General features: G+C 70.9%; 26 protein-coding genes. 16 read left to right on the forward strand and 10 right to left on the reverse strand.

Annotated elements, in window-relative coordinates; genetic code table 11:
- Window positions 1-12: 12 nt before the first annotated feature.
- The 8 genes from tsaE to ACIBO8_RS11655 all read left to right on the forward strand — a co-directional run bounded on the left by tsaE (window position 13) and on the right by ACIBO8_RS11655 (window position 7,180).
- Window positions 13-495 carry a tRNA (adenosine(37)-N6)-threonylcarbamoyltransferase complex ATPase subunit type 1 TsaE gene (gene tsaE / locus ACIBO8_RS11620; protein WP_396115075.1) on the forward strand — a complete coding sequence of 161 codons (483 nt, stop codon included), beginning with the start codon at window positions 13-15 and terminating at the stop codon, window positions 493-495.
- Window positions 496-509: 14 nt separating this feature from the next.
- Window positions 510-1,190 carry a uracil-DNA glycosylase gene (locus ACIBO8_RS11625; RefSeq protein WP_396115077.1) on the forward strand — a complete coding sequence of 227 codons (681 nt, stop codon included), beginning with the start codon at window positions 510-512 and terminating at the stop codon, window positions 1,188-1,190.
- A gap of 81 nt (window positions 1,191-1,271) precedes the next feature.
- Window positions 1,272-1,928: a tRNA (adenosine(37)-N6)-threonylcarbamoyltransferase complex dimerization subunit type 1 TsaB gene (gene tsaB, locus ACIBO8_RS11630; RefSeq protein ID WP_396115078.1), complete on the forward strand. Its 657-nt coding sequence runs from the start codon at window positions 1,272-1,274 to the stop codon at window positions 1,926-1,928.
- Window positions 1,928-2,356, forward strand: a complete 429-nt coding sequence (gene rimI / locus ACIBO8_RS11635) for a ribosomal protein S18-alanine N-acetyltransferase (RefSeq protein ID WP_396115079.1) — start codon at window positions 1,928-1,930, stop codon at window positions 2,354-2,356. Before tsaB ends, rimI begins: the two co-directional genes overlap by 1 nt.
- Window positions 2,349-3,401: a tRNA (adenosine(37)-N6)-threonylcarbamoyltransferase complex transferase subunit TsaD gene (gene tsaD, locus ACIBO8_RS11640; RefSeq protein ID WP_396115080.1), complete on the forward strand. Its 1,053-nt coding sequence runs from the start codon at window positions 2,349-2,351 to the stop codon at window positions 3,399-3,401. The genes rimI and tsaD overlap by 8 nt, the downstream gene beginning before the upstream one ends.
- A gap of 8 nt (window positions 3,402-3,409) precedes the next feature.
- Window positions 3,410-3,664: a hypothetical protein gene (locus ACIBO8_RS11645; protein ID WP_396115081.1), complete on the forward strand. Its 255-nt coding sequence runs from the start codon at window positions 3,410-3,412 to the stop codon at window positions 3,662-3,664.
- 43 nt (window positions 3,665-3,707) lie between these two features.
- On the forward strand, window positions 3,708-5,399 hold the full coding sequence (locus ACIBO8_RS11650; protein ID WP_396115082.1) for an ABC transporter ATP-binding protein: 1,692 nt from the start codon (window positions 3,708-3,710) through the stop codon (window positions 5,397-5,399).
- Window positions 5,396-7,180 carry an ABC transporter ATP-binding protein gene (locus ACIBO8_RS11655; protein WP_396115084.1) on the forward strand — a complete coding sequence of 595 codons (1,785 nt, stop codon included), beginning with the start codon at window positions 5,396-5,398 and terminating at the stop codon, window positions 7,178-7,180. Before ACIBO8_RS11650 ends, ACIBO8_RS11655 begins: the two co-directional genes overlap by 4 nt.
- Here ACIBO8_RS11655 and ACIBO8_RS11660 read toward each other — a convergent pair.
- From ACIBO8_RS11660 to ACIBO8_RS11690, 7 genes are all read right to left on the reverse strand, one after another.
- Window positions 7,140-7,400 carry a DUF1707 domain-containing protein gene (locus ACIBO8_RS11660; protein ID WP_396115085.1) on the reverse strand — a complete coding sequence of 87 codons (261 nt, stop codon included), beginning with the start codon at window positions 7,398-7,400 and terminating at the stop codon, window positions 7,140-7,142. The two genes, ACIBO8_RS11655 and ACIBO8_RS11660, sit on opposite strands and share 41 nt — an antisense overlap.
- 9 nt (window positions 7,401-7,409) lie before the next feature.
- Complete coding sequence (locus ACIBO8_RS11665; RefSeq protein WP_396115086.1) at window positions 7,410-8,597, reverse strand: ROK family protein; 1,188 nt, start codon at window positions 8,595-8,597, stop codon at window positions 7,410-7,412.
- Window positions 8,594-9,847 (reverse strand): sugar ABC transporter permease, encoded by a 1,254-nt coding sequence (locus tag ACIBO8_RS11670; RefSeq protein ID WP_396115087.1) that lies wholly within the window; start codon window positions 9,845-9,847, stop codon window positions 8,594-8,596. The genes ACIBO8_RS11665 and ACIBO8_RS11670 overlap by 4 nt, the downstream gene beginning before the upstream one ends.
- A complete protein-coding gene (locus ACIBO8_RS11675; protein ID WP_396115088.1) occupies window positions 9,844-10,656 on the reverse strand; it encodes an ATP-binding cassette domain-containing protein in 813 nt (270 codons plus the stop codon). The genes ACIBO8_RS11670 and ACIBO8_RS11675 overlap by 4 nt, the downstream gene beginning before the upstream one ends.
- Window positions 10,657-10,737: 81 nt before the next feature.
- On the reverse strand, window positions 10,738-11,841 hold the full coding sequence (locus tag ACIBO8_RS11680; protein ID WP_396115089.1) for a sugar ABC transporter substrate-binding protein: 1,104 nt from the start codon (window positions 11,839-11,841) through the stop codon (window positions 10,738-10,740).
- 234 nt (window positions 11,842-12,075) lie between these two features.
- A complete protein-coding gene (gene ybaK / locus ACIBO8_RS11685) occupies window positions 12,076-12,558 on the reverse strand; it encodes a Cys-tRNA(Pro) deacylase (RefSeq protein WP_396115090.1) in 483 nt (160 codons plus the stop codon).
- An 11-nt stretch (window positions 12,559-12,569) separates the two neighbouring features.
- The gene (locus tag ACIBO8_RS11690) at window positions 12,570-13,736 is read right to left on the reverse strand and encodes a methyltransferase domain-containing protein (RefSeq protein ID WP_396115091.1); all 1,167 of its coding nucleotides are present in this window, start codon (window positions 13,734-13,736) and stop codon (window positions 12,570-12,572) included.
- A gap of 216 nt (window positions 13,737-13,952) precedes the next feature.
- On the opposite strand from ACIBO8_RS11690, the gene groES reads away from it, so the two are divergent.
- From groES to ACIBO8_RS11710, 4 genes are all read left to right on the forward strand, one after another.
- Window positions 13,953-14,267, forward strand: coding sequence for a co-chaperone GroES (groES, locus tag ACIBO8_RS11695; protein ID WP_082771855.1), 315 nt, complete (start codon window positions 13,953-13,955; stop codon window positions 14,265-14,267).
- 70 nt (window positions 14,268-14,337) lie between these two features.
- Entirely contained in the window at window positions 14,338-15,987 is a 1,650-nt protein-coding gene (gene groL, locus ACIBO8_RS11700; protein WP_396115092.1) for a chaperonin GroEL, read from the forward strand.
- Window positions 15,988-16,059: 72 nt separating this feature from the next.
- A complete protein-coding gene (locus ACIBO8_RS11705; protein WP_396115093.1) occupies window positions 16,060-16,680 on the forward strand; it encodes a hypothetical protein in 621 nt (206 codons plus the stop codon).
- A gap of 180 nt (window positions 16,681-16,860) precedes the next feature.
- Window positions 16,861-18,471, forward strand: a complete 1,611-nt coding sequence (locus ACIBO8_RS11710) for a molybdopterin-dependent oxidoreductase (protein ID WP_396115622.1) — start codon at window positions 16,861-16,863, stop codon at window positions 18,469-18,471.
- A gap of 680 nt (window positions 18,472-19,151) precedes the next feature.
- Here ACIBO8_RS11710 and ACIBO8_RS11715 read toward each other — a convergent pair.
- Window positions 19,152-19,541 (reverse strand): WhiB family transcriptional regulator, encoded by a 390-nt coding sequence (locus tag ACIBO8_RS11715; RefSeq protein ID WP_189205310.1) that lies wholly within the window; start codon window positions 19,539-19,541, stop codon window positions 19,152-19,154.
- Window positions 19,542-19,771: 230 nt separating this feature from the next.
- Here ACIBO8_RS11715 and ACIBO8_RS11720 point away from each other — a divergent pair, with 230 nt between their 5' ends.
- On the forward strand, window positions 19,772-20,617 hold the full coding sequence (locus ACIBO8_RS11720) for a response regulator transcription factor (protein WP_396115094.1): 846 nt from the start codon (window positions 19,772-19,774) through the stop codon (window positions 20,615-20,617).
- 183 nt (window positions 20,618-20,800) lie between these two features.
- Here the strand turns inward: ACIBO8_RS11720 and ACIBO8_RS11725 are convergent, their stop codons facing one another.
- A complete protein-coding gene (locus ACIBO8_RS11725) occupies window positions 20,801-21,202 on the reverse strand; it encodes a DUF5319 domain-containing protein (protein ID WP_396115095.1) in 402 nt (133 codons plus the stop codon).
- 142 nt (window positions 21,203-21,344) lie between these two features.
- Between ACIBO8_RS11725 and guaB the strand changes: the two genes are divergently transcribed.
- Genes guaB through ACIBO8_RS11740 form a run of 3 tightly spaced genes read left to right on the forward strand, consistent with a single transcriptional unit; the run spans window position 21,345 to window position 25,444 of the window.
- A complete protein-coding gene (gene guaB, locus ACIBO8_RS11730; RefSeq protein ID WP_396115623.1) occupies window positions 21,345-22,811 on the forward strand; it encodes an IMP dehydrogenase in 1,467 nt (488 codons plus the stop codon).
- 51 nt (window positions 22,812-22,862) lie between these two features.
- The gene (locus tag ACIBO8_RS11735) at window positions 22,863-23,981 is read left to right on the forward strand and encodes a GuaB3 family IMP dehydrogenase-related protein (RefSeq protein WP_396115096.1); all 1,119 of its coding nucleotides are present in this window, start codon (window positions 22,863-22,865) and stop codon (window positions 23,979-23,981) included.
- A gap of 56 nt (window positions 23,982-24,037) precedes the next feature.
- Window positions 24,038-25,444, forward strand: a complete 1,407-nt coding sequence (locus ACIBO8_RS11740) for a M1 family metallopeptidase (RefSeq protein WP_396115097.1) — start codon at window positions 24,038-24,040, stop codon at window positions 25,442-25,444.
- Here the strand turns inward: ACIBO8_RS11740 and ACIBO8_RS11745 are convergent.
- A complete protein-coding gene (locus ACIBO8_RS11745; RefSeq protein WP_396115098.1) occupies window positions 25,441-26,535 on the reverse strand; it encodes an LCP family protein in 1,095 nt (364 codons plus the stop codon). The two genes, ACIBO8_RS11740 and ACIBO8_RS11745, sit on opposite strands and share 4 nt — an antisense overlap.
- Window positions 26,536-26,599 lie beyond the last annotated feature (64 nt).

Consider the following 26,599-nt stretch of genomic DNA (forward strand, 5'->3'; position numbering starts at 1 on the left):
GGAGTGCCGACGGTGACTGCTACCGGCATCCGGCTGCCCACTGTGGACGACACGCGGGCGTTCGGCCGGCGGTTGGCAGCGCTGGTGCGAGCGGGCGACCTGTTGTTGCTGACCGGTCCGCTCGGCGCCGGCAAGACCGCGCTGGTGCAGGGCCTCGGCGACGGGCTCAAGGTGCTCGGCGCGATCACGTCGCCGACGTTCGTGATCGCCCGGGTGCACCGGCCGGACCCGGCGCGTGGTGGCGAGGTGCCGCTGGTGCACGCGGACGCGTACAGGCTGGGTGACGCCGCGGATCCACGGGCGGAGATCGACGATCTCGACCTGGACGCCTCGGCCGACGAGGCGGTCACGGTCGTCGAGTGGGGAGCCGGGCTGGTCGAGCAGCTGAACGACGAGTACCTCGCCGTCCGCATCGACCGGCTCGAGGACGACACCCGGCTGATCGACCTGGTGCCGCACGGCGGGGACTGGGCCGCCCGCCTCGAAAAGCTGTGACGACCGGAGATGATGTGAATCTGCCCGACCTGCTCCCGGCCGCCTGGCGCGCGGAGCTCACGCCGTTCCTCGACCCGGACGCCACCGCGGCGCTGGGTGCGTTCGTCGGCGAGCAGTACGCCGAGCACACCGTCTACCCGCCGATCGAGGACCTGTTCGCCGCGTACCGGCTGTGCCCGCCCGACGAGACGCGGGTGCTGATCCTCGGCCAGGACCCGTACCACGGCCCGGGGCAGGCGCACGGGTTGAGCTTCAGCGTCCGCGACGGGGTGCGCGTCCCGCCGTCCCTGCGCAACGTCTACAAGGAGCTCGCCGCGGACGTCGGGGTGCCCCCGGCCACCAGCGGCGACCTGACCGGCTGGGCGCGGCAGGGGGTGCTGCTGCTCAACGCGGTCCTCACCGTACGCGCGGGAGCGGCCGCCTCACACAAGGGCAGGGGCTGGGAAGTCTTCACCGACGCGACGATCCGCGCCCTGGACGCCCGGCCGGAACGGGTGGTGTTCCTGCTCTGGGGCTCGTACGCCCGCAAGAAGGCGGCACTGGTCACCAACCCGGTCCACACGGTGATCGAGTCGGGGCACCCGAGCCCGTTGAACGGCGGCAAGGACTTCTTCGGTGCCCGCATGTTCAGCGCGGCCAACAAAGCCCTCGCCGACGCGGGCCGTCCGCCGATCAACTGGGACCCCCGCGCCTGAGTCGCCCGGCAGCCTTGCCCAAGACGGATCAAGCGGCCGCCTGGCCCAGGTCGCCGCCGACCCGGCCGCTAGGGTTTGGTGGTGCTCGTTCTTGCTCTGGACACCTCCACCCCCGCGGTCACCGCCGCTCTGGCGGAGGTGGACGACAGCCACCTGACCGGCCTCGGGGAGCGGCGGACCGTCGACCCGAGGGCGCACGGTGAGCTGCTCGCCCCGCAGGTGCGGCAGGTGCTCGCCGACGCCGGCGTGCGGCCCGCTCAGCTCGGTGCCATCGTGGCCGGGCTCGGGCCCGGGCCTTTCACCGGCCTCCGGGTCGGGCTGGCCACCGCGGCGAGCATGGGGCAGGCGCTGGGCATTCCCGCGTACGGGATCTGTTCGCTCGATGCTCTGGGCCGCGCTGCCGGGCCGGGCCGGGTGCTGGTGGCGACCGACGCCCGGCGGCGGGAGGTGTATTTCGCGACCTATGTCGACGGGAAGCGGGTGACCGATCCCGACGTGGCGAAGCCGGCCGACGTGCGGGTCGATGCCGACCGGGCCGTCGGTGAGGGTGCGGTGAAGTACAGCGAGGTTCTCGGGCTGCCGATCGACGACCGGGTCCTGCATCCGCCCGGGGAGGCCTTGATCGCTCTGGCTCTCGACAAGATCCGGGACCGCGCGCCGGGTGACGCGCTCACCCCGTTGTACTTGCGGCGGCCGGATGCCGTGGCGGCCACTCAGCGCAAGCATGTGCTGCCCTGATGGAGATCGAGCGGTTCCGGTGGTGGCACATCGCCGACGTGCTGCCCCTCGAGGAGGAGGCCTTCGGGGCGGAGAAGTGGTCGGCGGCGATGTTCTGGAACGAGCTGGCCCAGCGGAACTTCTACGTGGTCGCCCGGGAGGGCGAGGAGCTGCTCGGCTATGCGGGCCTGGCGGTCACCGACGAGCACGAGAGCTGGGTGCAGACCATCGCGGTGTGGCGGGCCGCCCGCAAGCGGGGGGTCGGGCGGCGGCTGCTGGAGACGCTGCTGGAGCGGGCCGGTGACCGCAAGGTGCTGCTGGAGGTGGCCGTCGACAACCACGCTGCCCAGCGGCTTTATGCCTCGTACGATTTCGAGCCCGTCGGGATCCGGCGGGGTTACTACCAACCGAGCAACACCGACGCCCTGGTGATGATGCGTGATGCCTGACGAGCCCCTGGTCCTCGGGATCGAGACCTCCTGCGACGAGACCGGTGTCGGCATCGTGCGCGGGCACACGTTGCTGGCCGACGCGCTGGCCTCCAGTGTCGAGCAGCATGCTCGGTTCGGTGGGGTGGTGCCCGAGGTCGCCAGCCGGGCGCACCTCGAGGCGATCGTGCCGACCATGCGGCGGGCGCTCGACGATGCGGGGGTCACGCTGGGCGACATCGACGCGATCGCGGTGACCGCCGGGCCTGGTCTCGCGGGTGCGCTGCTCGTGGGGGTCGCTGCCGCCAAGGGGTACGCCCTGGCGGCCGAGAAGCCGATCTACGGGGTCAACCATCTCGCCGCGCACGTGGCCGTCGACACGCTGGAGCACGGTCCGCTGCCTGAGCCGGCCGTGGCGATGCTCGTTTCCGGCGGGCATTCGTCGCTGCTGCTGGTCGACGACCTCACGGCCGGGGTCACGCCGCTCGGCGCCACGATCGACGATGCCGCGGGCGAGGCGTTCGACAAGGTGGCGCGGCTGCTGGGGATGGGGTTCCCGGGCGGGCCCGTGATCGACCGTACGGCGCGTGACGGCAATCCTGCGGCGATCTCCTTTCCGCGGGGGCTCACCGCGCCGAAGGACCTTGCCGAGCATCGGTTCGACTTCTCGTTCTCGGGGCTGAAGACGGCCGTGGCGCGCTGGGTGGAGGCGCGGGAGCGCAGCGGCGAGCCGGTGCCGGTGGCGGACGTGGCCGCGAGTTTCCAGGATGCGGTCTGCGATGTTCTCACCGTCAAGGCGCTCGACGCGTGCCGGGAGCACGGCGTGGAGACGCTGATCATCGGTGGGGGTGTCGCGGCCAACTCGCGGCTGCGGCTGCTGGCCGAGGAGCGGGCGGCGAAGCTGGGTGTGCGCGTACGCGTGCCGCGCCCTCAGCTGTGCACGGACAACGGTGCGATGGTCGCGGCGCTGGGGTCGCATCTCGTCGCGGCGGGCGTGGCGCCGAGCCCGCTCGATCTTCCGGCCGATTCCGCGATGTCATTGACCTCGATCGTTGTGGCGGGGTAGGAAGCAGCATGATCGCACGCATGTGGGAGGTACGCGCCGCGCGCGGCGGCTTCGACGAGCTGCTGAGCTGGGTGATCGACGAGGCGCTGCCCGCGTTGGAGGTGCTGCCCTCGCACGTGTCGAGCGAGGTCTTCTCGTCCACGGATCTGCGCATTGTGGTCATCTCGAAGTGGCGAACCAGTCCGGCTGCCCTTCCCGAGCCTCCGGCAAACCTGGTGGCCCGCTCTCCGCACGTGTGGGATTTCACGCCCGTCGACAGATAACGCGCTGGATCGTGACGGCGCCGTTACGTAACGTCGAGGGGCGATGCGCGACCTGCCTCCGGCCGATCCCGGCTCTCCCGATCACCGGTCCGCCACCCGCTACCTCGGCTGGCTCGCCCGGAGCACCGCGGTATCCGTCGGCGCCGCGATCTTCTTCGCGGTCGTGTGGATGGTCTGCCAGGCCTTCGTCCCCGCCGTCGTGGGCAAGGCGATCGACGCCGGGCTGACCCATCGCGACGGCCGTCAGCTGCTGGTCTGGAGCATGGTCCTGCTCGGCGTGGGCCTGGTGCAGATCGGCGCCGGCCTGCTGCGCCACCGCCGGGCGGTCTTCAACTGGCTGTCGGCCGCGTACCGGACGGTGCAGGTCGCCGTCCGGCAGGCCGGTCGGCTCGGCGTCGCTCTGCCGCGCCGGCTGGACGCGGGCGAGGTCGTGGCCATCGGTACGGCGGACATCACGCACATCGGTAACGCCATCGACATCACCGCCCGGGGCGTCGGATCGATCGTCGCCGTCCTCACCGTCAGCACGATCCTGCTGGTCACGTCCGTGCCGCTGGGGCTGGTGGTGGTGCTCGGCATCCCGCTGCTGATGGCGGTCGTGGGCGTGCTGATCCGGCCGCTGCACCGCCGCCAGCAGGCGTACCGGGAGCAGCAGGGACGGCTCACCGGCCGGGCCACGGACCTCGTCGGCGGGCTGCGGGTGCTGCGGGGGGTGGGCGGCGAGCCGGTCATGTCTGCGCGTTACCGCGCCGAGTCGCAGACCCTGCGCGCCGCCGGGCTGCACGTCGCCCGCGTCGAGGCCCTGCTCGATGCCGCGCAGGTGCTGCTGCCCGGCATCTTCCTGGTCCTGGTCACCTGGCTCGGCGCGCGCTTCGCGATCTCCGGGCGGATCACGGTGGGGCAGCTGGTCTCCTTCTACGGGTACGCCGCCTTCCTCGTCTCCCCGTTACGCCAGCTCACCGAGACGATCGACAAGATCACCCGGGGGCACGTGTCCGGGCGGCGGGTCGTGTCGATGCTGCGGGTGCGCTCGGATCTGCGCCCGCCGGTCCGCCCGGTCCCGGCACCGCGGCGCGGCGATCTGGTCGACCGCGTGTCCGGAGTGGTCGTGCGGCGGGGAACGGTGACCGCCATCGCGGCCGCTCTGCCCGCCGACGCCGTCGCCATCGCGGACCGGCTCGGGCACTACACCGCGTCGGGCGCGGGGACGACGCTGGCCGGCGTACCGCTGAAAGATCTTGATCCGGCGACCGTGCGGGAGCGGATCCTGGTGGCGGACAACGACGCCCGGCTGTTCTCCGGGCCGCTGCGGGAGGATCTCGATCCGCACGGAACCGGCCGGGTGTCCGCGGCACTGGCCGCCGCGTCCGCGACCGATGTCGTCGAAGCGCTTCCCGACGGGCTCGACAGCGAGGTCGCCGAGCGGGGGCGCAGCTTCTCCGGCGGTCAGCAGCAGCGACTGCGGCTCGCCCGCGCCCTCGTGGCCGACCCGGAGATCCTCGTGCTGGTGGAGCCGACCAGCGCGGTGGACGCGCACACCGAGGCCCGGATCGCCGACCGGCTGGCCGCGGCCCGTAGCGGGCGAACGACCGTCGTCTGCTCGACCAGCCCGCTGGTGCTGGACCGCGCCGATCACGTCCTGTACGTCGAGGACGGTGTGGTGGTCGCCGAGGGAACCCATCGCGAGCTGCTGGACGGCAGCTTCGCCTACGCGAGGACGGTGCTGCGCGAGTGAGCAACGCGCTCCCGGTGGCGGACACCCGCCAGGTGCGCCGGTACGCCCGCGATCTGTTCCGCCGGCACCCGCGCGCCCTCGTCACCACCGTGGCCCTGCACGCGCTGGCCGCGATGACCGGCCTGGTCGGGCCGCGACTGCTCGGCGACCTGGTCGAGTCGATCCAGCACAACGCCGGGGTGGGCACGGTGGACCGGATCGCCGCCACCATCGCCGTGTTCGTGGTGGTGCAGGCGGTGCTCGTACGGTTCGCGTACCTGGCCTCGGCGCGGCTCGGCGAGCAGGTCCTGGCCGAGCTGCGCGAGGAGTTCGTCGACCGGGTCCTGACCATCCCGCTGTCGACAGTGGAGCGGGCCGGCACGGGTGACCTGCTCACGCGCACCTCGCGGGACGTCGACGCGCTGTCGCGGTGCCTGCGCTTCGCGGTGCCCGAGACGCTGATCGCCCTGATCACCGCCTCGCTCGCGGTGGGCGCCCTGGTCCTGGTCAGCCCGCTGCTCGCGGTGCCGTTGCTCGTCGCCGTGCCGATCCTGACCGGGTCGACGCGGTGGTACCTGCGGCGGGCAGCGGGCGGCTACCTCCGGCAGAATGCCGCGTACTCGCAGGTCACCGATGGTCTCGCGGAGACGGTCGAGGGGGCCAGGACGGTGGATGCGCTGCGCCGGCAGCGACAGCGCATCGCGCGTACGGATGCCGACCTGCGCCGGTCCTGGCGGGCCGAGCGCTACACGCTGTTCCTGCGGACGGTCTGGATGCCGTCCATCGAGATCGGGTACGTGCTGCCGGTGGTCGGCACGCTGCTGCTCGGCGGCTGGTTCTACCTGCACGGCTGGGTAAGCCTCGGCCAGGTCACCGCGGCGGTGCTCTACTCGCAGCTGCTGGTCGACCCGATCGACCGCTTCCTCGGCTGGCTCGACGAGCTGCAGGTCGGCGCCGCTTCCCTCGCCAGGCTGCTGGGCGTCTCGTTCGGCACGCCGGCACCGTCGCGCCTGACCCCGCGCGGCGCCGAGATCGTCGCCAAGGACGTGCGCTTCTCCTACGTCGAGGGCCGGGAGGTGCTGCACGGCATCAACCTGAGGATCGCCCCGGGGGAGCGGCTGGCCATCGTCGGCCCGTCCGGTGCGGGCAAGTCGACGCTGGGCCGCCTGCTGGCCGGGGTGCACGCGCCGGGCGGCGGGTCGCTCACCGTCGGCGGCGTTGCGCTGGCCGGGCTGCCGCTGGACCGGCTGCGCACGGAGGTCGCGCTGGTCAGCCAGGAACACCACGTCTTCATGGGTACGCTGCGCGACAACATCGCCATGGTGCGGCCCGGCTCGTCGGCGATGGACGTACGGGAGGCGCTGACCGCGGTGAACGCGCTGAAATGGGCGGACGAGCTGCCCGACGGCCTCGACACCGTCGTGGGAGCGGGCGGGGTGAGCCTGTCCGCGGCCCAGGCGCAGCAGGTGGCGCTGGCCCGGCTGGTGCTGGCCGACCCGCACACGCTCGTGCTGGACGAGGCCACCGCGATGCTGGACCCGCGCGCCGCCCGGGACCTGGAGCAGTCACTGGCGGCGGTGCTGCGGGGCCGTACGGTCGTCGCGATCGCGCACCGGCTGTTCTCGGCGCACGACGCGGACCGGGTGGCGGTGGTGGAGGACGGGCGGATCACCGAGCTCGGCTCGCACGACGAGCTCGTCGCCGCGGGTGGCTCGTACGCGGCGCTGTGGGATTCCTGGCACGGCACGCCGCCGGTGGGTTCTAGCGCAGGGCCAGGAACACACCCAGGAGAGCAAGCGTGACGATCGCGACCGCGAGCAGCAGCAGGAACTCGCGTCGCTGCCGCTCCTCGGGCTGCTCGGCCGGCAGGTCGCTGACCACGGCGGCGAGCTCGTCCAGCGTCCGGGCGCCGGCGGCCACGTCCACCCGCTGGGCGAACTCGTCGAGCGTCAGCCGGCCGGCGCCGGTGTGCCGCTCCAGGGCGGCCACGATCCGCTGCCGGTCCTCGTCGGAAGCGCGCATGCGGGCACTCTAGCTCGCGGCGCCCAGCAACGGGTCTTCCAGAAGGCGCTCGAAGGCGAGCTCGGCCGCGCCGATCAGGGCGGCGTCGGTGCCCAGCTCCGGCGTACGCAGGCGGATGTGCTCGCGGCAGGCGGGCAGGGCGACTTCGTTGAGCCGCGACCGGATCTGGGCGGCCGCCACGAGGTACACGTCGCGCAGCGTGCCGCCGAAGATGATCGCCTCGGGGTTGAAGATGTTGACCAGGTTGCCGACGCCGAGGCCGATCCACTCGCCCACGTGCCGGACCGCCTGCTGGGCCACCCAGTCGCCGCGCATCGCGGCCTCCACCACGTCCAGGATCGCCTCGCGGCCGCTGCGGTCCTCGCGTCCGGCCAGCTTGAGCAGCGGGTACTCGCCGATCTCGGTCTCCCAGCAGCCCCGCGAGCCGCAGCTGCACGGCCGCCCGTACGGGTTGACGACCATGTGGCCGACCTCGCCCCCGTAGCCGCCGTGACCGGTGATGCGCCGGCCGCCGGCGATGATCCCCGCGCCGACGCCGACGTCGCCGTACAGGTAGATGACGTTGTCCCGGCCGGCGGCCGCGCCGCGGCTGTGCTCGACCAGGGCGGAGACGTCGGCGATGTTGCCGACGATCATCGGGCCCACGTCGCCGATCTCCTCGACCAGCGCCTCGCCGACCGGTTCCTCGACCCACCCGATCGTCGGGGCGAGCCGCACCATGCCGTCCGCGCGGCGCACCATGCCGGCGATCGCCAGGCCGGCGCCGACGTAGCGGGCGCCCTCCGGCACGTCCTTGCGCATCTCGTGGATGAAGCCCGCGAGCGGCTGGACCGCGTCCACCACCTGCATGCCCCGGGGGCGGGGGGCCTCGCGCCGGTCCAGGATCGTGCCGCCGAGCCCCACCCGCGCCGCGCGCAGCCGGTCGACCTCGATGTTCAGCGCGTACGCGTAGACCTTCGACGACTCGGGCCGGACGACCAGCGACGGTCGCCCGGCCCGGCCGGTTTCTCGTTGTCCCTTCTCGGTCACCAGGCCCGCGGCGGTCAGGTCCGCGGTCAGGGCGCCGATGGTGCTGCGGTTCAGGCCCAGCTTGGTGGTGAGCTCGGCACGGGACGTAGCCCCATGAACGTGTACGTATCGGAGCAGCGTGCCCAGGTTGTGCCGGCGTACCTCCTCCTGGCTGGGCCCGGCCTTCATCGGTTTCCGGTGGCGGCCGCCCTGCGGCGCGAGAGCGCGTCGACACTGGCGGCGAGCAGCAGGATGAGACCGGTGACGACGAACTTCGTGCCGGGGCTGTAGCCCATCAGGCCCATGCCGTTGTCGATCACGGCGATGACCGCGCCACCGATGACGGCATCGAGCACGCGGCCCTTGCCACCGAAGAGGCTGGTGCCGCCGATGACCGCGGCGCCGACCGCGTACAGCAGGACGTTGCTGCCGCCGGAGTTCGGGTCGACCGAGTTGGCGCGGCTGGCCGCGATGATGCCGCCGATGGAGGCCATGAAGGACCCGATGACGAACACCGAGATGCGGATCCGGTCGACCGGGATACCCGCCCGGCGGGCCGCTTCCTTGTTGCCGCCGACGGCGTAGACGTGCCGGCCGTACGTGGTGCGGCCTAGCACGAAGGTCCACACGATCAGCACCACCGCGATGATCGGAGCGACGATCGGTACGCCCTTCACCGAGATGATCAGCGGGTTGATGCTGCGCTCCTGGGTCAGTACGGCGACCGCCAGCAGCAACAGGACGGCGAGCGCGGCGATCCGTGCCAGCACGATACCCATCGGGTCGGTGACGAGCCCGCGGGCTGCCCGGCCACGGACGCGCAGGAACTGCACCGCGGCGTACCCGATGACGGCGGCGACCGCGATTCCCCAGCTGACCCCGACCGACATGTTGTTGTTGGCGAGGGACAGCACGAACTTGTCGTGGATCGAGATGTTCTTGCCGCCCTCGAGCAGCATGAGCAGGATGCCCTGGAACGCCAGGAACGCGGCCAGGGTGACGACGAAGGACGGAATCCCGATCTTCGACACCAGGAAGCCCAGCACGAAGCCGATCACCAGGCCGGTCAGGAGCGCGACCGGGATCGCGGCGTACCAGTGCCAGTTGTGGTTGGTCAGCAGGATGGCCATGACCGCGCCGCACACGCCGCTGGTGAAGCCGGCGGACAGGTCGATCTCGCCGAGGAGCAGGACGAAGACCAGCCCCATCGCGATGAAGATGACCGCCGCGCCCTGGGAGAACAGGTTGGCGAAGTTGACGGCGCTGAAGAAGGTCGGCCGGGCCACGCCGAAGATCAGGCAGAGAACGACGAGCCCGAGGATCGCCGGGAGGCTGCCGATGTCGCCGCCGCGGATCCGCCCCCAGTAATCGTGCAGGTGGCTGGCGACCGTGGGCTTCACTACGGTGACGCCGCCCGCGGTGGTGGTCGTGGTTGTCATGCGTCGGCTCCCGGAGGCGTGATGTCGACGAAACCGGCGGCGGCCGGCTTCTCGGGCGGCAGGCCGAGGTTTCCGCTGCGGCCGGAGGTGATGAGTTCGACCACCTGGGAGTGGGTGACGTCGCTGGTCTTCACCTGTGCTGCCATGCGGCCGAGGTAGAGGGCGGCGATGCGGTCGGAGACGGCGAAGACGTCGTTCATGTTGTGGGAGATCAGGACGACGCCGAGGCCGTTGTCGGCGAGGCGGCGCACGAGCTCCAGGACCTGCGCGGTCTGGGCGACGCCGAGGGCGGCGGTGGGCTCGTCGAGGATCACCACGCGGCTGTTCCACAGCACGGCCTTGGCGATGGCGACGGTCTGCCGCTGGCCGCCGGAGAGGCTGGCGACGTGTTGGCGCAGGCTCTTGACGGTGCGTACGGAGAGGCTGGCGAGGGTGTCGCCGGCCATCTGCTCCATGGTGGGTTCGTCCAGGACGATGCCGCGGACCTTCTCCCGGCCGAGGAACATGTTCTGCACGATGTCGAGGTTGTCGCAGAGGGCGAGGTCCTGGTAGACGACCTCGATGCCCAGGCTGGCGGCGTCGCGGGGGCTGTGGATCGCCACCTGGTTGCCGTCGAAGGTCACCGTGCCCGCATCGATGGTGTAGATGCCGCTGATGCATTTGACGAGGGTCGACTTGCCGGCGCCGTTGTCGCCGACGAGGGCGGTGACCTCCCCGGGGTAGACGCTGAGTCCGACGTCGTGCAGGACCTGGACGGGACCGAAGCTTTTGTCGATCCCGCGCAGCTCCAGTAGAGGTGTCGCGGCCACGGATGGTTCTCCTTCTCGATGCGGCGCCGCCCACGCCCGGCTAAGGCGTGGGCGGCGTCGTGCTTCAGCGTTGTACCGCGGTCAGCTCACGCCGTTATCGGTGCACAGCTTGGCGAAGTCACCCGTGCACAGCTGGTCCTTCGTCACGAAGCCGTCGGCGACGACGTCCTTGACGTTCTCCTTGAAGATCGCCTTCGGGGTGAGCAGGACGGCCGGGACGTCCTTGCCGGACTCGACGTCCTTGACGCTCTGGGAGACCGACTTCTGCTCGCCCTTGGCGAGCGAGATGGCGAGGTCGGCGGCGGCGTCGGCCTCCTGCTTGATCGCCTTGTAGACGGTCATGCACTGGTCGCCGGCGAGCACGTTCTGCAGGCCCTGCACGGTGGCGTCCTGGCCGGTGACCGGGACCTTGCCGTTGAGCTTGTTCTTCTTGAGCACCGCGATCGCCGCGTTGCCCAGGCCGTCGTTGGCCGCCAGCACGCCCTTGATGTCCTTCTTCTGGGTGAGCATCTGCTCGAAGATCGTGCCGGCCTGCGCGTTGTCCCAGTCGGGCACCGACTGGTCCGGGCCCTTCACGTAGTCACCGGACTCGTACTTCGGCTTCAGCACCGAGTCGTAGCCCTCCTTGAAGAGGGTGGCGTTGTTGTCGGTGGGGGAGCCGTTGAGCTCGGCGACCGTCGGCTTGGTGTACTTCATGTCGGTCAGGCACTTGACCAGGCCCTCGCCCTGCAGCTTGCCGACCGCCACGTTGTCGAACGACACGTAGTACTTCGCGCCGCCGTTGAGCGTGAGCCGGTCGTAGTCGATCGTCGCGATACCCGCGGACGCCGCCTTGTCGAGGACCGCCTTGCCCGTACCGGAGTCCAGGTTGACGATCATGAGGACCTTGACGCCGCTGGAGATCATGCCGTCGGCGATGGTCTGGAACTGGCTCTTGTCACCCTGAGCGTTCTGGATGTCGGCCGGTACGCCCGCCGCGTCGAACGCCGCCTTCAGGAACTTGGGGTCGTCGGAGGCCCATCGCTGGGAGCTCGCGGTGTCGGGCAGGATGACGCCGATCTTGCCCACCGACGACCCGCTGGTCCCCCCGCTGCCGGTCTCGGTGCCTTTGTCGCCGCCGCACGCGGCCATGCTGCCGCTGGCCAGCAGACCTGCCGCGGCAAGAGCCAACATTCCCTTACGCATTCCTAGTGTCCTCTCGGATCAATCCGGATCTTGCCTCGGATTCCTCGCGCGCGCAGCCGGGATGCCGCTCCATGACCTGTTTGTTGTGTGGGGCAACGTATTCCCGCGGCGCGGTGCAGCACAACCGGCATGGCGTACTCACTACGTGACGCTAGGTCACTTCGCGATCCGGAATCGGAGGTTCTCCGGAGAAAGAGCCGGTTTGCCCGTAACGGTGTTGTAACGCTTCGAGACTTATGTCCGGATTCGTGCCGTGGTGGCATCGGTCAGCCGGATCAGGTCCGCGGGCGCCATCGACACCTGCAGCCCGCGCCGGCCGGCCGAGACGTACATCCGCTCGAGCGCCAGCGCGGATTCGTCGAGCACGGTGGGGAGACGCTTACGCTGGCCGAGCGGGCTGATGCCGCCGCGGACGTAGCCGCTGCTGCGTTCGGCGGCCGCGCGGTCGGCCAGCGTCGCCCGCTTCCCGCCGGCCGCACCGGCCAGGGCCTTCAGATCAAGATCTCCGGTCACCGGTACGACGGCCACGGTCAGCGCGCCGTCCACCTCGGCGATCAGGGTCTTGAACACGGCCTCCGACGGCACGCCCAGCGCCTCCGCGACCAGCGCGCCGTAGTTGGGGGCGTCCGGCGAGACGTCGTACGGGTGCAGCTCATGCGCCACCTTCTCCGCGGACAGCAGTACGGTCGCCGGCGTCCCGGCCGCCTTCTTAGCCACGATCAGCGAGGTTAACGGCACAGCAGTACGGTCGGCGCGCCCGCCACCCGCGTCAGCACGATGGACGCGGAGCCGCTGCCCCGCAGGCGCAGGTCACGTCGCAGCTGCTCGGGCTCCAGCGCCGAACCGCGCTTACGGATCTCGGCGCGGCCCACTCCCCGCTCGCGCAGCAACGTGCGCAGTCGCTTCAGCGAGAACGGCAGCACGTCCGTGATCTCCAGGCGGCGGGCGTACGGCGTGTCCACGGGATCGTCGGTGTGGACGTACGCGATCTCCGGGTCGGCGAGCCGGCCGCCGATGTCCCCCGCGAACTCGGCGACCAGGTGCGAGCGGACGACGGCCGGGTCCGGGTCGTAGAGGAAGCGGCCGACCGGTCCCACCGGTGCCGCGTCGGTCCCCGAGCCGTGCAAGGCGGCCCCCGACGGCAATAGAGTCGCCCGCCGTGCGAATTCCGCGAGGGGCCCGCACCAGAACGCCGCCTCGACCAGATCGCCGTCGACGCTGACCCATTCGCCCTCGGCGCCCGGCGGCAGCAGCGCATGGTCGATGCCGGGAGCCAGCTTCAGCACCGTCCGTGGCACCCGGCCGGGCAGCGCCGCGATGAAGTCCCAGGGCGGCGACCAGGATTGCGGGTCCATGACCCGGCCACGACCCGCGCGACGGCGTGCCGGGTCGGCGAAGACCGCGTCGAACTTCTCCACCCGGACCGTGGTGGCGTCCGCGCACTCCACCGTCACGAGGTCGGCGAGCCCCGCCGCCTTGGCGTTCGCCCGGGCCACCGCCGCGGTCAGGGGGTCGGCGTCCACGGCGTACACGCGAATACCGTGACGGGCCGCGGCCAGCGCATCCGATCCCAGGCCGCAGCCGAGATCGGCTAGGTGCTCGACGCCGGCGGCCCGCAGGCGGGCGGCGCGCCGGTGGGCCACCACCGCGCGGGTCGCCTGCTCGAATCCCGGCCGGGTGAAGAACATCGTCGCCGCCGCCGCGCCGAACTTGCTCTCCCCGCGTCGCCGCAGGTCGTTCTGGGTGAGCGCGGCGGCCGCGAGCGGTGCGGCGATGCCGCGGGACCGCAGGGCAGAGGCCGCTGCCAAAGGATCTCCATCGGCCACCTCGGCCGCGGCCGCAAGAGCCGCAGACCCTTCCGGGGTACGCAGTGCGGCGAGCAGTTCGAGGTCCACGCGGAGTCATTCTGCCGTGTTGGCACTCTCCTTGACGGAGTGCTAGTTCCGGCATAATCTCCGATTAGCACTCTCAACCCGAGGGTGCCAGCGCGCGCCCCGTCCGGGGAGCGCGCTTGCGCCAGGCGGACCGGCACCCGCGACGACGGCCCCGCCCGGTGGCATGAGGCATGAGATCGGCCGATGCTGGCCGGCGAAACCTGTACCCAGGAGGGTATGCCCGTGACTACCGCGACCAAGGTTGCGATCAAGCCGCTCGAGGACCGGATCGTGGTCCAGGCGAACGAGGCTGAGACGACCACGGCGTCGGGCATCGTGATCCCCGACACCGCCAAGGAGAAGCCGCAGGAGGGCACCGTCCTCGCTGTGGGCCCGGGCCGCATCGACGACAAGGGCAACCGCATCCCGGTTGACGTCAAGGTCGGCGAGACGGTCCTCTACTCGAAGTACGGCGGCACCGAGGTCAAGTACGCCGGCGAGGAGTACCTGGTGCTCTCCGCCCGCGACGTCCTCGCGGTCATCGAGAAGTGACCTACTGACAGTGCTTCCCGCCCTGGCCCGCACCACGGGTCAGGGCGGTGGTGCGTGAAGGGACCTACACATGGCGAAGATTCTCAGTTTCTCTGACGACGCCCGGCACCTGCTGGAGCACGGCGTCAACACGCTCGCCGACACGGTCAAGGTCACCCTCGGCCCGCGCGGCCGCAACGTCGTCCTCGACAAGAAGTTCGGCGCGCCGACGATCACCAACGACGGCGTCACGATCGCCAAGGAGATCGAGCTCTCCGACCCGTACCAGAACCTCGGTGCGCAGCTCGTCAAGGAAGTGGCGACCAAGACCAACGACGTCGCCGGCGACGGCACCACCACGGCCACCGTGCTCGCCCAGGCGCTGGTCCGCGAGGGCCTGCGCAACGTGACGGCCGGCGCCAACCCCATCGCCCTCAAGCGGGGCATGGACCAGGCCGCCGAGGCCGTCTCCAAGGCGCTGCTGGCCAAGGCCGTCGAGGTCGGCGACCACAAGTCGGTCGCCAACGTCGCCACCATCTCGGCCCAGGACGCCACCATCGGTGAGCTGATCGCCGAGGCGATGGACCGGGTCGGCCGCGACGGCGTCATCACCGTCGAGGAGGGCTCCGCGCTCAGCACCGAGCTCGTCGTCACCGAGGGTCTGCAGTTCGACAAGGGCTTCATCTCCCCGAACTTCGTGACCGACGCCGAGGCGCAGGAGGCCGTGCTCGAGGACGCGTACATCCTCATCACGACCCAGAAGATCTCCAGCGTCGAGGAGCTCCTCCCGCTGCTGGAGAAGGTCCTCCAGGCCGGCAAGCCGCTGCTCATCATCGCCGAGGACGTCGAGGGCCAGGCGCTGTCGACGCTCGTGGTGAACGCGCTGCGCAAGACCTTCAAGGTCGCCGCGGTCAAGGCCCCCGGCTTCGGGGACCGCCGCAAGGCGATGCTGCAGGACATGGCGATCGCGACCGGTGGCGAGCTCATCGCCCCGGAGCTCGGCTACAAGCTCGACCAGGTCACCGTCGACATGCTGGGCACCGCCCGGCGCGTCGTGGTCGACAAGGAGAACACCACCATCGTCGACGGCGGTGGCAAGAAGTCCGAGATCGAGGACCGCGTCGCGCAGATCCGCAAGGAGATCGAGGCGTCGGACTCGGACTGGGACCGCGAGAAGCTCTCCGAGCGCCTGGCCAAGCTCTCCGGCGGCATCGCCGTCATCCAGGCCGGCGCCGCGACCGAGGTCGAGATGAAGGAGCGCAAGCACCGCATCGAGGACGCCATCGCGGCGACCAAGGCCGCGGTGGAAGAGGGCACCGTGCCCGGCGGCGGCGCCGCCTTGGCGCAGATCGTCTCCGCCCTCGACAACGACCTCGGCCTCACCGGCGAGGAGGCGATCGGCGTCTCGATCGTCCGCAAGGCGCTGGTGGAGCCGCTGCGCTGGATCGCGCAGAACGCCGGCCACGACGGCTACGTCGTAGTGGGCAAGGTCGCCGAGCTCGGCTGGGGCCACGGCCTCGACGCCTCCACCGACGAGTACGTCGACCTCGCCGCCACCGGCATCATCGACCCGGTCAAGGTGACCCGCAACGCGGTCTCCAACGCCGTGTCGATCGCCGGCCTGCTGCTCACCACGGAGAGCCTCGTGGTGGAGAAGCCGGCCGAGCCGGAGGCCGCCGCGGCCGGCGGCCACGGGCACAGCCACGGTGGCCACGGCCACCAGCACGGCCCGGGCTTCTGACCGGTAGTTTCTCGAAAGGGCGCGTCGCTTCCGCGACGCGCCCTTTCTCCGGTTCGGCGGAAGGGTGCGCGGATGATCGTCGTCGTGGAGGGCCCCACTGCGGCCGGGAAAACGTCCTGGTGCCGCCGGTACGTCGGCAGACACGTGGCCGAATACCAGATGACCGGCCGCGAACCGGCGGACGCCGTGGCGCTCGCCCGGCACTGGGTGCGTGCCGGCATGCAGCGCTGGTCCACGGCCCTCGACCTGGAACGCCAGGACGGCATCGCGTTCTGCGACACCGACCCGGTGAAGCTGCACTACGCCTGGGGGATGGCGGCACTCGGACTCGCCCCCCGCGCACAGTTCGACCGGGAGCTGGCGGTCACCCGTGAAGCCTTCCGCAGCGGCCGGCTGGGCTTCGCCGATGCGGTCCTCGTGAGCCTGCCGGACGTCGCGACACTGCAACGCCGCCGCGACGGGGACGAGACCCGGCGGCGGCGGAACTTCGCCGCCCACGTACAGCTCAGGGAGCCGTTGCAACAGTGGTACGCGGCCCTGGAGAGCTTGTCGCCGGGACGGGTCGTGTGGGATCTGCCCGCCACCGGGGTGCCGAAGCTGCCGGAGCCGCGATCCGACCGGTGCTCGGTGGACCTGCTCGACTCGTTGGTCGCAACCTTGCCGGCGCTGCGGGCAGCCGTCATTACTTCGTAAGGAGCATCGGTCGCCGAGCGGTGGAGGATGGATGGCGTGAAGCCTTCCGCTCCTGCCGCTGGACCCGTCCCGGTTCTTCCGCGGGCCGCATCGCGCCGGGCTGCTCTTCCCCGGCCTGCCGTTCTCCGGGCCACCTCGGCCGGGGTGGCGGCCGCGGCGGCAGGGGTCGGCCTGGGCGAGGTGGTCGCCGCTCTGACCGGACCGCAGTCCTCGCCGCTCCTCGCGGTCGGTGCCGTGGTGGTGGACACCGTTCCCGGCCCGGTCAAGGACTTCGGCATTTCCGTCTTCGGGACCCATGACAAGACGGCGCTGATCACGGGCACGGTCGTGCTCTTGGCGCTCTATGCCGCGGCGGTCGGCGTGGCGGCGTCGCGTTCGTGGATTCTCGCCTTCGGCGGTGTGGGGCTCTTCACGGTCATCGGCGTCGTTGCTGCGCTGACCCGGCACGATGCCGGTCCTGCGGCCGCGGTGCCCTCGCTCGTGGCCGGCCTCGTGGCGGCTGCTGCACTACGTCTTCTGATCCCGCTCGCCGTCTCCGCCTCGGCCTCCCCGCCCTCGGCGGCAGCCTCGCCTCCCGATGTCTCCCGGCACTCGGCGGCAGCCTCGCCTCCCGATGCCTCCCGGCACTCGGCGGCGGTCTCGCCTCCCGATGTCTCCCGGCACTCGGCGGCGGTCTCGCCTTTCGAGGCTTCTCCCGCCTCAGTGGCGGTCCCGCCTTCCGGCGCGTCCCCGTTCGAGCGGCGGCGCTTCCTCGTCGGGGCCGGCATTGCGGCTGCCGTGGGAGTCGTCGGTGGCTTCGGCGGGCGCTACCTGACGTCCCGCCGTGCCGTGACCGCCGCCCGCCAGGCCGTGGTGCTGCCCCCGCCCGTGCAAACGCCCCCCGCGGTCCCGCCCGCCGCTCAGGTCCCAGGGGCAACGGCCTACGTCACCTCGGCCGCCGACTTCTACCGCATCGACACCTCGCTGTACCCGCCCCAGGTGGACCCGTCGACCTGGCAGCTGCGCATCCACGGCATGGTCCGCAACCCGCTCACCATCACCTGGGAGCAGCTGTTGCAGCGCCCGATGATCTCGCGCTACGTCACGCTCGCCTGCGTCTCCAACGAGGTGGGCGGCGACCTCATCGGCAACGCCCTCTGGCTCGGCACCCCGATCAAAGCCCTGCTCGACGAGGCCCAGCCGCTGCCGGAGGCGGACCAGGCGGTGTCCCGCTCGGTCGACGGCTGGACGTGCGGCACTCCGACATCGGTCCTGCGCGACGGCCGCGACGCCCTCCTCGCCGTCGGCATGAACGGCCGGCCCCTTCCGGTCCGCCACGGCTTCCCGGTCCGCATGGTCGTCCCCGGCCTGTACGGCTACGTCTCCGCGTGCAAGTGGATCACCGAGATCGAGCTGACCAGGTTCGCGGACTTCGACGCGTACTGGGTGCCCCGAGGCTGGTCGGCTCAGGCACCCATCAAGACCCAATCCCGCATCGACACCCCCCGCGACGGCAGCCGCCGCAAAGCCGGGGCGCTCACGATCGCCGGAGTCGCCTGGGCCCAGCACCGCGGCATCACCAAGGTCGAGGTGCAGGTGGACGAGCAACCGTGGAGAGCGGCAACGCTTGCCCCGGCGGTGTCGGCGGACACCTGGGTCCAATGGTCGTACCAGTGGCAGGCGACACCGGGCGACCACACGCTGAAGGTTCGCGCAACGGACGCCGACGGCCAGACACAGACGAGCACACCGGCCTCCCCGGCCCCGGACGGCGCGACGGGCTGGCACACGGTCCAGGTGACGATCGACTGACCGAAGCAGCCCGCTCGCCCCGGCCGGCGGGCCCACCGCGGCGGCCGCTGCGGTGCCGCGTGCCCCTGCCGATCGGTTCGCGCTGTTCGTGACGAACGCCGATCGCCGGTGTCCGCCCTCTTGCGTGCCGCCTGCCGTCCGGCGACATGTCTGCCCGCCCGCTCGGCCGCCTGCCGTCCGGCGACATGTCCGCCCGCTCGGCCGCCTGCCGTCCGGCGACATGTCCGCCCGCTCGGCCGCCTGCCGTCCGGCGACACGTCCGTCTGCCCGCCCCGGCCGCCTGCTGGCCCGGCCGATCAGTGTCGCCGGCCCGGGTGGACGTCCGGCCTCAGAGCCGCGGGAGCACTACCGCTGTGGTCGTGTGCCAATCACGCCGGCCGTCAAGCCCGCCGTCGCCGGCTTGTGCGTGCGCGAATCGGATTGTCACGCTGACCGCACGCAGCTGAGCAGGCAGGATGCATCACCGGTGATCCGCCGCGGACGGTGCGCGCGGACACGACCGGTTGATCGGGTGTCACGCGAAAGCCGCACTTTTCGTCCGACGTCAAGGGGAAGTTCGCTCATACGGTGGCTTGCATGTTCACCGATGCGGCTGACATGCCGTTACAGACGCCGACGCGGCTCCCGGGTGGGAACCGCGTCGTCAGGTGTGTGGTGGTGATGCCGCGCCTCGGGCGGCGTCAGGCCGCCGGTGCTTGCCGTTGTGCCGGCACCGTGGACTTGTGGGGCCGGCCGAGGCGTGCCTCGAGCCGGGCAAGGTCGACCCGTCCGTGATGCCGATCGGCAAGGTCCTCCCAGCCGACCGCGAGCAGCCGCAGCCGCTCCGCTTCGCTGAAACCTCCCCAGACGCCGTACGGCTCACGGACAGCCAGCGCGTGGGCGGCGCACTCGGCCCGTACCGGGCACGCGCCGCACATGGCCTTGGCCTTCGCCTCCCGGCGATTGCGGGAAGATCCGCGCTCGCCGTCGGGGTGGAAGAACTGGGCGCTGTCGCGCCCCCTGCACAGGCCGAGTCGCTGCCAGTCCCACAGGTCGGCGATGGGCCCGGGCAGTCTGCGAACGTTCGACATCAACACCCTCCTCCCGCGCGGCACCGCGGAGTGTTGTCATGAGGGGCCTGGCTCAGGCCTGCCGCCCGTGTACCCCGGCAAACGCCGGATCACACACGACTGGTCGATGTCTTCGCCGGCCGTATCTCACCGGTGCCGAAACCCGTACCGACCTTTCCCATTTTTTCCATCTAAAGCGCGTAATGCTGCGGCCCTCGCGTGATCTCCTCTGAGAGAGAAGGAGGATCACTGTGCGTACCGTCCTCGTGTGCGTCCGTACCCCACTGGCGGCCCAGACCGTCGCGTCCACCGCGGCCCGGCTCGGCATGACCGGGGTGGTTCGGACAGCGGTGAGCGAGACCGAGGCCATGATCCGTCTGGCTGAAAGGCCGGCCGAGGTCGTTCTGGCCGACACCGCCGTGACCCGTCCCGACAGCGTCGGCTTCACCCGGCGCGTCCTCGCCCGCGCCCCGCAGGCGCAGGTCGTTCTCTTCGGCGCGGAAGACCCCCGGGTCGCCGCCGCCACGGTCGCCGCCGGCGCCCGTGGCGTCATCCGCGGTGTCGAGCACGATCTGGTCAGCGTGGTCGCCAAGGCGCTCCTGCTCCTGCTGTTGCCGGTACGCCCCCAGGGCATGCCGATCAACGGCGCGAACGCCCAGCCCGCGGCCGTGGGTGGAGCAGGGCGCAACAACAACTCGGCTGCCGCCCGCGGGCTGCACCGTGACGGCCTCGCGATGGCCGGCACCCCGAACTCCGCGGGGATCCCGGCCATGCTGCCGAACTCGCCGATGGTTCCCGCCCAGCGCGGGGACGGCTCGGAGATCGACCCGGCGACCGGGCGACCCCTGGTCTGGCCGGGCAACGAGTCCCGGGTCGGCGAGGCGGCCCCCGCCGGCCGTCGCCTGACGCTCACCGAACGGGAGCTCCAGGTGCTGCGCGGGATGGCCGACGGCAAGAGCAACGCGGAGATCGGCCGGGAGCTCTTCGTGTCCGAGGACACGGTGAAGACCCACGCCCGACGGCTCTTCCGCAAGCTCGGTGCCCGCGACCGTGCCCACGCGGTGGCGGCCGGATTCCGAGCCGGCCTGGTGGCCTGACGACAGAACGCGTGCCGAGGACGGCCGGGCGGGGTGGCCCGGTCACCCGTGGGCAGGCACGCGCCAGCAGGTGAGTGGCGACCACGACCGGGCGGGGCGGCCCGGTGAGGTCGCGCGCAAGAACGAGCGACGGCGGGTCACCCCAGGGGCGGCCCGCCGTCGGCGTCTCTGAAGGTCCCGGATCTAGGACCGCTCGTCGTCCGTGCCCTCCGTCAGGGTGTCGTGTACGCCATCCGCATAACCCCGTGCGTACTCCCACGTCACGTAGTGATCCGGATCCGGGTCGTAAGCCGGCTCATGCACCCGCGGCCGCCCGCTCGACAGCAGATGCCGCAGGTTTCCGCGCAGCAGATCCCAGTCGAAGTAGTGCGGTTCGTGGCAGTCCTCGCACTCGATCACCAGGCCGCGGATCCCCGTGGGGCTCAGGAGCGCCTGGTAGATCTCCAGGTCGGAGAGGTCCTCGAGCACGTCCTGCCGCTCGGCCTCGGTCAGCGGATCCTGCTCGGCGTCCTCGGTGAGGTCGTCGAGTCCCGCGGCCGGGTCGGCGGGGTCGCCGTTGAACGGGTCGATGGGCTCTTCTTGCACGCTGTATACCGTACCCATCAAGGGGCACTGTGTGCTGGCCCGCACGTGCTGTCCGCCCCGTCGGGTACGCCCTGACCGATGAGTAGGATGTAACACTCCGCCTCTTCTCTAGGGATGATCTGTGGAAACTGACTCCGCGCGCATGGTTCCTCTCGGTCTCACGTTCGACGACGTTCTTCTGCAGCCCGGCGAATCCGACGTGGTGCCGAGCCGGGTCAACACCATCACGCGGCTGACTCGCAACGTCGAGCTCTCCATCCCGCTGCTGTCCGCGGCCATGGACACGGTGACCGAGGCGCGGATGGCGATCGCGATGGCCCGTGAGGGCGGCATCGGCGTGCTGCACCGCAATCTCTCCGCGGAGGACCAGGCCGCCCAGGTCGACCTGGTGAAGCGGTCGGAGTCGGGGATGATCACGCACCCGGTGACCTGCAGCCCGAACGACACGCTCCGCGAGGTCGACGCGCTCTGCGGCAAGTACCGGATCTCCGGTGTGCCGGTGGTCGACGGTGACGGCACGCTGGTCGGCATCGTCACCAACCGTGACATGAGGTTCGTCACCGACGACAGCGCGAAGGTGCGCGACGTCATGACGAAGAGCCCGTTGATCACCGCGCCGGTCGGCGTGACGAAGGTCGACGCCCTGGCGCTGCTGCAGCGGCACAAGGTGGAGAAGCTGCCGCTGGTGGACGACAACGGTCGGCTGTGCGGGCTCATCACGGTCAAGGACTTCACCAAGAGCGAGCAGTTCCCGAACGCGACGAAAGATGCGCAGGGCCGGTTGCGCGTGGCGGCCGCGATCGGTGTCGGCGACGAGTCGTACAAGCGGGCTCGCGGCCTGATCGACGCCGGGGTGGACGTGATCATCGTCGACACCTCGCACGGTCACCAGCGGCAGGTGCTCGACATGATCGCCCGGCTGAAGAAGGACACCACCACCGACATCGTGGGCGGTAACGTCGCCACGTACGCGGGTGCCAAGGCGATGGTCGAGGCCGGTGCCGACGCGGTGAAGGTGGGTGTCGGACCCGGCGCCATCTGCACCACCCGGATCGTCGCGGGTGTCGGGGTTCCGCAGATCACCGCGGTGATGGAGGCGGCCCGGGCCTGCAAGCCGGCCGGGGTGCCGGTCATCGCGGACGGCGGGGTGCAGTATTCCGGTGACATCGCCAAGGCGATCGTGGCGGGTGCCGAGACCGTGATGCTCGGTGGTCTGCTCGCCGGCTCCGAGGAGAGCCCCGGCGACCTGATCTTCGTCAACGGCAAGCAGTTCAAGTCGTACCGGGGGATGGGTTCGCTCGGCGCGATGCAGTCGCGCGGGCAGGCGAAGTCGTATTCGAAGGACCGCTACTTCCAGCACGACGTGCCGGAGGAGAAGCTGGTTCCCGAGGGCGTCGAGGGCCAGGTGCCCTACCGCGGCCCGCTGTCGCGGGTGATGGCGCAGCTCGTCGGTGGCCTGCGCCTGTCGATGGGCTATGCCGGCGCGGAGACTATTGCGGACTTGCAGGAGCGCGGTCAGCTCATCAGGATTACCGCTGCGGGTCTGAAGGAGAGCCACCCGCACGACATCCAGATGACCGTCGAGGCCCCTAACTACCACTCCCGATAGCCTTCCAACCGCCCCACCCACCGCCCACACAACGAATGAAGGTTGCTGACCATGCGCGACGTGGTGGAGATCGGTCTCGGCAAGACCGCCCAGCGCGGGTATCACCTGGACGACATCGCGATCGTCCCGAGCCGCCGCACCCGGGACGTGGACGACGTGTCCACCGACTGGAAGGTGGACGCGTACCCGTTCCGGATTCCCTGCGTCGCGCATCCGTCGGACGCCACCATGAGTCCCGCGTCGGCGATCGCCCTGGGCCGCCTCGGCGGCCTGGGTGTGCTCAACGCCGAGGGTCTGTGGACCCGCTACGAGGATCCGACCAAGATCCTTGAGGAGCTCGCCTCCCTCGACGAGGAGGCCGACGCCACCAAGCGGCTCCAGGAGGTCTACTCCGAGCCCATCCGGCCCGAGCTGATCGCCGAGCGGGTCCGGACCATCCGCGAGGGTGGCGTCACCGTAGCCGTCCGGGTGTCGCCGCAGCACACGCTCGCGCTGGCCCCGGTGGTCCTCGATGCCGGCGTGGACCTATTGGTCATCCAGGGCACGCTGGTCAGCGCCGAGCACGTGTCCACGACGGACGAGCCGCTCAACCTCAAGGAGTTCATCGCCGACCTCGATCTGCCGGTCATCGTCGGAGGATGCACGGATTACAAGACCGCACTGCATCTGATGCGTACGGGCGCAGCCGGCGTGATCGTCGGCGTGGGTGCGGACGAGTGGTCCACAACGGACACTGTCCTGGGTATCCGGGTCCCGATGGCGACCGCGATCGCCGACGCGGCGGCCGCCCGCCGCGACTACCTCGACGAGACCGGCGGCCGCTACGTCCACCTGATCGCGGACGGCGGCATCCAGACCTCCGGTGACATCGCCAAGGCGATCGGCTGCGGCGCCGACGCCGTGATGCTCGGTGAGCCGCTGTCGCTGGCCGAGGGCGCCCCGGCGGGCGGCGCCTGGTGGCACTCCGCGGCGAGCCACCCGAGCCTGCCCCGGGGCGGTTTCTGCATCGCCGGCGAGCCGGACGGCACCCTGGAGGAGATCCTCTACGGGCCCGCCGACCGGCCCGACGGGCAGCTGAACCTCTTCGGCGGTCTCAAGCGGGCCATGGCCAAGTGCGGCTACCACGACGTCAAGGAATTCCAGAAGGTCGGCCTGGTCCTGGACAAGTGAGGCGATTCCTCCCCACGTAGGGTCGTATCTACGTGACACGGGGGGAGTAGCAGGCGATGCGGGTGGTAATCGCGGCGGTCACCGTCGCCGTACTGGCGTTGAGCGGTTGCAGCGACGACAAGAAGGAGCAGCCGCGAAGCAGCGCCGCGCCGAGTTTCGCGCCGGGTTCCGACGGTGCCGGTGACCCGTACTTCCCGACGTACGGCAACGGCGGGTACGACGTCGCCGGCTACGACCTCAAGCTCAAGTACGACCCGGCGAGCGGGAAGCTCGAGGGCAGCGCGACGATCCGGGCCACCGCGACGCAGGACCTGTCCCGCTTCGACTTCGACCTGGCGCACCTGACCGCGAGCAAGGTCACCGTGGACGGGCAGGCCGCCACCAGCAAGGCGGAGAAGAACGAGCTGGTGATCACTCCCGCCGCGGGCATCGCGAAGGGCAAGGCGTTCACCACCGTCGTCGAGTACGGCGGCGAGCCGCACGCGCTGGCCAACGAAGCGCTCGGCGACGGCGGTTGGATGCGGACCAAGGACGGCGGTTTCGCGCTCGGCCAGCCCGAGTCGGCGAGCACCTGGTTCCCGGTGAACGACCACCCGAAGGACAAGGCGACGTTCGCGCTCGCGATGACCGTGCCCGACGGCGTCGAAGCGATCAGCAACGGGGTGCCGGGGGAGCGGGCGACGGCCGACGGCTGGACCACCTGGCGGTGGACCGAGTCCAAGCCGATGGCCAGCTATCTCGCCACGGTCGTCATCGGCCAGTACCGGATCACCAGCAGCACGCATGACGGCAAGCCGATGATCATCGCGATCCCGGAGTCGCTGCCGGCTGACGGTCCCGCCGCCAGGTCCCTCGCGCAGACCGGCGAGATCACCGACTTCCTGGCGACGCAGTTCGGGCCGTACCCGTTCGACGCGTACGGCGGGGTGGTGATCGACGACGCCCGGGTCGGGTACGCGCTGGAGACCCAGTCCCGCCCGGTGTACGGCAGCGTCTTTTTCCGTACCCGGCCCAACCCGGTGGTCGTCGCGCACGAGCTGGCCCACCAGTGGTACGGCGACAGCGTGGCCCTCGAACGCTGGCAGGACATCTGGCTGAACGAGGGCTTCGCCACGTACGCGGAATGGCTCTGGCAGGAGCACAAGGGTGAGCAGACCGCCCAGCAGGCGTTCGACCGGGCCTACAAGGGCTTCGACTGGCGGGTGCCGACCGGCGACCCGGGCGCGGACCGGATCTTCGGCGAGGCGGTCTATCAGCGCGGCGCGATGGTCGTGCACGCCCTGCGCAAGACGATCGGCGACGACGCGTTCTTCAAGCTGCTGAAGGAGTTTCCCGCCGAGCACCGCGACGGCAACGCCACCACCGGCGACTTCATCAACCTGGCCGAGAAGGTCTCGGGCAAGGACCTGGCCGACTTCTTCCAGCGCTGGCTCTTCAGCACGACTCCCCAGCCCAAGCCCTAGTTCTTGACCAGCTCGGGATGCCCGGCCAGGTACGCCGCCGGGTCGCCCGCCGCCACGGCCCGCAGGAACGCGCGCCCGCTCGGGGCGAGCTGCTCGCCGATGTAGCCGCCGTTGCTGAAGACCGCGTCGCCGGGCAGGCCCACCGAGGTCAGCCCGGCGGGGCTCAGGTCGCGCAGCGCGTACGCGTACTCGATCGGCGTGCGCGTCCCCGAGAAGACCAGCGTGTCGCCCAGCGCGGTGAGCACCGCCTGCAGCTTGGCCGTGTCGGTGGCGAGACCGGCGCCCTCGGCCTCGGCGAGCAGCGACTTGACGAGTTGCCGCTGGTGCCGCTGACGGGTGTAGTCGCCGCCGGCGGTGTAGCGCTGCCGCGCGTAGTCGATGGCCTGCCAGCCGACGAGCTTGCGGGTGCCGGGCAGGTACGTCGCCTGCGGTCCGACGTAGCCGCCGCCGCCGGGACGCAGCGTGCGGGCGCTGCCGTCCGGGCGGCGATGCTGCGACACCACCTTCTGATCGATCGTCATGGTGACGCCGCCGAGCGCGTCGGTCAGCCTGCTGAGCCCGTCGAACGTCAGGATCGCGCCCGCGTCGAAGGACCGGATGCCGGTGTATCGGCTGATGGTCCGGGAGAGCAGCTCGTATCCCTGGGCTACGTTCGCCCGGTCCGTTCCGCGCACTCTTGCGCCGTAGCTCATCGCTTCGGTCAGTTTGTGCCGGCCGCCGCCGTAGCCGTTGCGCGCGAACGCGGGGATGTCGACCCGCAGATCCCGGGGCAGTGAGTACAGGTATCCGCTCCTGAGGCTCGCATCGACGTGCAGCAGCATGATGGCGTCGGCGTGCGGCTGCCAGTCGGGGATGCTCACCCTGGTGTCGACGCCGATCAGCAGCAGGTCGAGGGGCCCGGTGAGGTCCGCGCCGGGCGACGGGGCCGGGCTGGCCGTGCGGGGCACCACGCTCGGAACTGGCGCGCTCGCGGCGGGCGCCGCGGAGGGCTCGCCGGAGTCGCTGCGCAGGGCGAACACGACCGCCGTACCGGCTCCGAGCAGCACCACGACGGCGGCCACGATCATCCACACGACCCGATTGGTCCGCATAGTGGAACAGTATGCGACGTCAACAAGCTGCTCAATGGCCCAAGATCTCGTCCTTTGGAACGGG

Origin of the sequence: Actinoplanes sp. NPDC049681, assembly GCF_044465265.1 — a bacterium.
Classification (GTDB): Bacteria; Actinomycetota; Actinomycetes; order Mycobacteriales; family Micromonosporaceae; genus Actinoplanes.

What these genes read in the sequence shown, in the direction of transcription:
- rimI (WP_396115079.1), top strand. Translation starts at nt 1,928, where the DNA reads ATGGAGATCGAGCGGTTCCGGTGGTGGCACATCGCCGACGTGCTGCCC.
- tsaD (WP_396115080.1), top strand. Translation starts at nt 2,349, where the DNA reads ATGCCTGACGAGCCCCTGGTCCTCGGGATCGAGACCTCCTGCGACGAG.
- ACIBO8_RS11645 (WP_396115081.1), top strand. Translation starts at nt 3,410, where the DNA reads ATGATCGCACGCATGTGGGAGGTACGCGCCGCGCGCGGCGGCTTCGAC.
- ACIBO8_RS11650 (WP_396115082.1), top strand. Translation starts at nt 3,708, where the DNA reads ATGCGCGACCTGCCTCCGGCCGATCCCGGCTCTCCCGATCACCGGTCC.
- ACIBO8_RS11660 (WP_396115085.1), bottom strand. Translation starts at nt 7,400, where the DNA reads ATGCGCGCTTCCGACGAGGACCGGCAGCGGATCGTGGCCGCCCTGGAG.
- ACIBO8_RS11665 (WP_396115086.1), bottom strand. Translation starts at nt 8,597, where the DNA reads ATGAAGGCCGGGCCCAGCCAGGAGGAGGTACGCCGGCACAACCTGGGC.
- ACIBO8_RS11670 (WP_396115087.1), bottom strand. Translation starts at nt 9,847, where the DNA reads ATGACAACCACGACCACCACCGCGGGCGGCGTCACCGTAGTGAAGCCC.
- ACIBO8_RS11680 (WP_396115089.1), bottom strand. Translation starts at nt 11,841, where the DNA reads ATGCGTAAGGGAATGTTGGCTCTTGCCGCGGCAGGTCTGCTGGCCAGC.
- groES (WP_082771855.1), top strand. Translation starts at nt 13,953, where the DNA reads ATGCCCGTGACTACCGCGACCAAGGTTGCGATCAAGCCGCTCGAGGAC.
- groL (WP_396115092.1), top strand. Translation starts at nt 14,338, where the DNA reads ATGGCGAAGATTCTCAGTTTCTCTGACGACGCCCGGCACCTGCTGGAG.
- ACIBO8_RS11705 (WP_396115093.1), top strand. Translation starts at nt 16,060, where the DNA reads ATGATCGTCGTCGTGGAGGGCCCCACTGCGGCCGGGAAAACGTCCTGG.
- ACIBO8_RS11715 (WP_189205310.1), bottom strand. Translation starts at nt 19,541, where the DNA reads ATGTCGAACGTTCGCAGACTGCCCGGGCCCATCGCCGACCTGTGGGAC.
- guaB (WP_396115623.1), top strand. Translation starts at nt 21,345, where the DNA reads ATGGTTCCTCTCGGTCTCACGTTCGACGACGTTCTTCTGCAGCCCGGC.
- ACIBO8_RS11735 (WP_396115096.1), top strand. Translation starts at nt 22,863, where the DNA reads ATGCGCGACGTGGTGGAGATCGGTCTCGGCAAGACCGCCCAGCGCGGG.
- ACIBO8_RS11740 (WP_396115097.1), top strand. Translation starts at nt 24,038, where the DNA reads ATGCGGGTGGTAATCGCGGCGGTCACCGTCGCCGTACTGGCGTTGAGC.
- ACIBO8_RS11745 (WP_396115098.1), bottom strand. Translation starts at nt 26,535, where the DNA reads ATGCGGACCAATCGGGTCGTGTGGATGATCGTGGCCGCCGTCGTGGTG.